Source organism: uncultured Muriicola sp., from assembly GCF_947258935.1.
GTDB lineage: Bacteria > Bacteroidota > Bacteroidia > Flavobacteriales > Flavobacteriaceae > Muriicola.
Window position 1 is genome coordinate 1 of record NZ_CAMYKH010000124.1, and the last position, 3,424, is coordinate 3,424.

The 3,424-nt window shown below is 40.1% G+C and carries 5 protein-coding genes; 3 read left to right on the plus strand and 2 right to left on the minus strand.

Annotated features, from left to right (window positions below; translation table 11 throughout):
- Window positions 1–21: 21 nt before the first annotated feature.
- The 3 genes from trpA to Q0X72_RS13410 are packed head-to-tail and all read left to right on the plus strand — an operon-like array spanning window position 22 to window position 2,553.
- On the plus strand, window positions 22–792 hold the full coding sequence (trpA, locus tag Q0X72_RS13400; protein ID WP_297766437.1) for a tryptophan synthase subunit alpha: 771 nt from the start codon (window positions 22–24) through the stop codon (window positions 790–792).
- Window positions 789–1,010: a hypothetical protein gene (locus tag Q0X72_RS13405; protein ID WP_297766427.1), complete on the plus strand. Its 222-nt coding sequence runs from the start codon at window positions 789–791 to the stop codon at window positions 1,008–1,010. Before trpA ends, Q0X72_RS13405 begins: the two co-directional genes overlap by 4 nt.
- A gap of 46 nt (window positions 1,011–1,056) precedes the next feature.
- Window positions 1,057–2,553 carry a M20/M25/M40 family metallo-hydrolase gene (locus tag Q0X72_RS13410; RefSeq protein WP_297766429.1) on the plus strand — a complete coding sequence of 499 codons (1,497 nt, stop codon included), beginning with the start codon at window positions 1,057–1,059 and terminating at the stop codon, window positions 2,551–2,553.
- 82 nt (window positions 2,554–2,635) lie between these two features.
- Here Q0X72_RS13410 and Q0X72_RS13415 read toward each other — a convergent pair whose 3' ends face one another.
- On the minus strand, window positions 2,636–3,061 hold the full coding sequence (locus Q0X72_RS13415) for a BLUF domain-containing protein (protein WP_297766432.1): 426 nt from the start codon (window positions 3,059–3,061) through the stop codon (window positions 2,636–2,638).
- Between the two features lie 83 nt (window positions 3,062–3,144).
- The coding region (locus Q0X72_RS13420; RefSeq protein WP_297766434.1) for a BLUF domain-containing protein at window positions 3,145–3,424 on the minus strand (280 nt) is incomplete at its 5' end.

A 3,424-nucleotide genomic window follows, 5' to 3' on the forward strand; every position in this document is an offset into this window, starting at 1 on the left:
ACTAAACGCAGTAAAAAAAGGATGAACAGAATTCAACAAAAACTTAAAGAGGATAAAAAACTTCTATCCATTTATTTCACGGCCGGATATCCCCGGCTGGAGGATACCGAACCTATCATCATGGCCTTAGAAAAGGCAGGTGTAGACATGATAGAGATTGGACTGCCATTTAGTGATCCTTTGGCAGACGGGCCCACCATTCAGGCGAGTTCAACAGCCGCATTAAAGAATGGGATGCGCACAGACGTATTGTTTAAACAATTAAAGGATGTGCGAAAAAAGGTGTCTATTCCGCTGGTCATAATGGGGTATTTTAATCCGGTTTTGCAATATGGAGTGGAGGCTTTTTGCAAGAAATGTGAAGAAATAGGAATAGATGGGATCATCTTACCAGATCTCCCTCTCGATGTGTATCAAGAGGAATACGAAGCCATCTTTAAATCTCATGGTCTGCTCAATATATTCCTCATAACCCCACAGACAAGTGATGCGCGGATCCATCAGATAGACCAGGGTTCCAACGGATTTATCTATATGGTGAGCTCTGCCAGTACCACCGGCGCCAAAACAGGATTCGGGGAAGAACAACACTCTTACTTTAAGCGGATTGCGAATATGGGCCTAAAAAACCCACAAATCGTAGGATTTGGGATCAGCAATGCCCAAACTTTTCAACAGGCCACCGCGCATGCCAAGGGAGCAATCATAGGTTCGGCCTTTATTAAAATGCTAACCGAAAAGGGAACTCAGGGAATCAACTCTTTTGTCGCATCTATAAAAAGATCAATATGAACCTTCTGGATAACTGGAAATTAGTGCTCTTGCTCTGCCTTACCCTGGGCCTTGCGCCTTATTTTCCTGAACCTCATATCTGGGGCAAAATTAAATGGGTAGCAGGCGGTGCCACTGGAATGGCTTTTATGGACTGGTTCGATCTCTTAATGCACAGCACGCCATTTTTGTTATTGCTTAGAGTAGTCATTATTAAATTAAGAACCCCTAAGCTATAGGAGTTGAGAAATGTTTACATTTATTCCATAATAGATCCTTGATATCATGAAGAAGCTTTTTACACTCATTACCATTTTTTGTATTGGGACAATGGCCTATCCACAGGCCGATATTGCTTTAAAATCACAAGTAAGACATGCCATTGATGAATTGGTGCAATTTGTTGCCATTCCAAACGATGCTCTTGAAACTGCCGATATAAACCGCAACCTGAGTTGGCTAACTCAAGAATTCAACAAACGGGGTTTTAATACCTCTGTATTACCAACTGAAGGACAGTCTTTATTCTTTGCTGCACTACCCATGGTAGATGAAAAACCTACCATTCTTTTCTATATGCATTTTGATGGTCAGTCTGTAGATCCCTCAAAATGGAATCAGCCCAACCCATATAAAGTGGTTTTAAAGGCCCCGGAAGGAGATGGTTTTACAACGAAATCCTTTGAGGATTTAAAAGATGACATCAACTACGATTGGCGACTTTTTGGCCGATCAACTTCAGATGACAAGGGCCCGATAGTAATGTTTCTCAATGCCATCGATCTATTAAAAAAAGAGAATAAGCAGATCACCTTTAATGTAAAAGTGATCTTGGATGGGGAAGAAGAGAAAAGCAGTAAACCATTGCCAAAAGCGGTAAAGATATACAAGGACCTTCTAGAGGCCAATTTCCTGGTGATCAACGACGGACCGGTTCATGCTTCAGGAAAACCAACCGTGGTGTATGGATGCAGAGGGATTACTTCGGTAAGCTTAACTACTTACGGACCAGAATATCCGCAACACAGCGGGCATTATGGCAATTACGCTCCCAATCCGGGATTTCAACTAGCACAACTTCTGGCAGGAATGAAAGATGCCTCTGGCAGGGTAACCATCCCGGGATATTATGATGGGATCACCATAGATACCGGTACCATGGAGATCCTTAAAAGTGTACCAGATGATGCCACTGCTATTAACGAACATCTTGCTATTAACACGCCAGATAAAGTAGGTGGCTTTTATCAGGAATCATTGCAATATCCTTCTTTGAATATAAGAGGTTTAGGATCGGCCTGGATTGGCGAAAAGGCGAGGACCATAGTCCCGGCAACGGCCACTGCCGAGTTAGATCTCAGGCTGGTACCGGAAACCAAAGGAGCCAGGCTTAAGAACCTGCTAAGGTCCTATATTGAAAAAGCAGGATTTTATATTACGGATTCTATCCCCACTTATGAGGAGCGAATGGCACATCAAAAAATTCTCACCCTTAGGGAAGGCTCTGTTACAGATGCATTCCGAACAGATCTGAGCAATGAATATGGGAAATTTTTAGTGCGTACCCTGGGGGACACTTATGAGGAACCGGTAGTACAAATACGAATAATGGGTGGAACAGTACCTATAGCTCCCTTTATAAATGAACTGCAGATCCCTGCCTTCATTGTCCCTATGGTAAACCCTGACAACAATCAGCACAGCCCCAATGAAAACCTTCGCATAGGGCAGATCGCCTATGGGATCAAATCGTTTTATGGAATATTGAGTACACCCTTATAAAATATTTTCTTATAAAAAACGGTGTTTTTTTATCATTTCCTGCAGAATGTATACAGGATTATCAGGATCGATAAAAATTAGATTATTCGTTCAACAAAATAAATATATTATACCAAAAGAGATTCAAAGTATAATTATTTTCATCAGACATGGCTGTCAGCTCATCAACTGACATTTTTAAAAGTTTTTCTTTATCACCAACTTTTAATTCTGCCATATCAATATACGCCATGTTCCAATCTTTAAATACCCGTTCCTTGCCCCATCCTTTAGATATGACATGAGGATTTTGATGCCTTTTATCAGTTTTTATATAACTGTAAATCTCTAAAACTTTTTCTTCCTCCCCCTCAAGTAACTGAATGAAATTCCCATTATGATAAACTAAACAGCCCGTAATACCATTTGGTGAATTATGAGTTTTAGCTTCATCAAGAATGTCCTCAATTTCTTTGGCGCTGATCTCAGGTATGGCTTCTGAACGATAGGTAAGCTGATAAACCTTCATAGTATTTAGATTACTATATTATAACCATTGAACTTATATTAGACCGTTGTATAGCAGGACTCAACCAATAACACCTTAGCTCCCTAAAGTGTTTTATAAAATTTAGTTTCGGTCAATAGGGCATGTACATTATACCAAAAAACCTTTAATGTAAAATCATTTTTGACAGAAATGTTTGTGAGTTCATTCATGGCAGTAATAACAAGGTCCTCTTTTTTACCAATTTTCACATCCTTCATTTCTAAATACCCCATCCCCCAGTCGTCGAAAACTCGCTTTGAAGACCAGCCTTTCGATAAAATTTCTAAATGGGCATGCCTCCTATCCTTTTTTATATTAAGATAAAGCTGTGTTACTTTTTCT

Coding starts and splice junctions, on each gene's coding strand:
- trpA (WP_297766437.1), top strand. CDS start 22: ATGAACAGAATTCAACAAAAACTTAAAGAGGATAAAAAACTTCTATCC.
- Q0X72_RS13405 (WP_297766427.1), top strand. CDS start 789: ATGAACCTTCTGGATAACTGGAAATTAGTGCTCTTGCTCTGCCTTACC.
- Q0X72_RS13410 (WP_297766429.1), top strand. CDS start 1,057: ATGAAGAAGCTTTTTACACTCATTACCATTTTTTGTATTGGGACAATG.
- Q0X72_RS13415 (WP_297766432.1), bottom strand. CDS start 3,061: ATGAAGGTTTATCAGCTTACCTATCGTTCAGAAGCCATACCTGAGATC.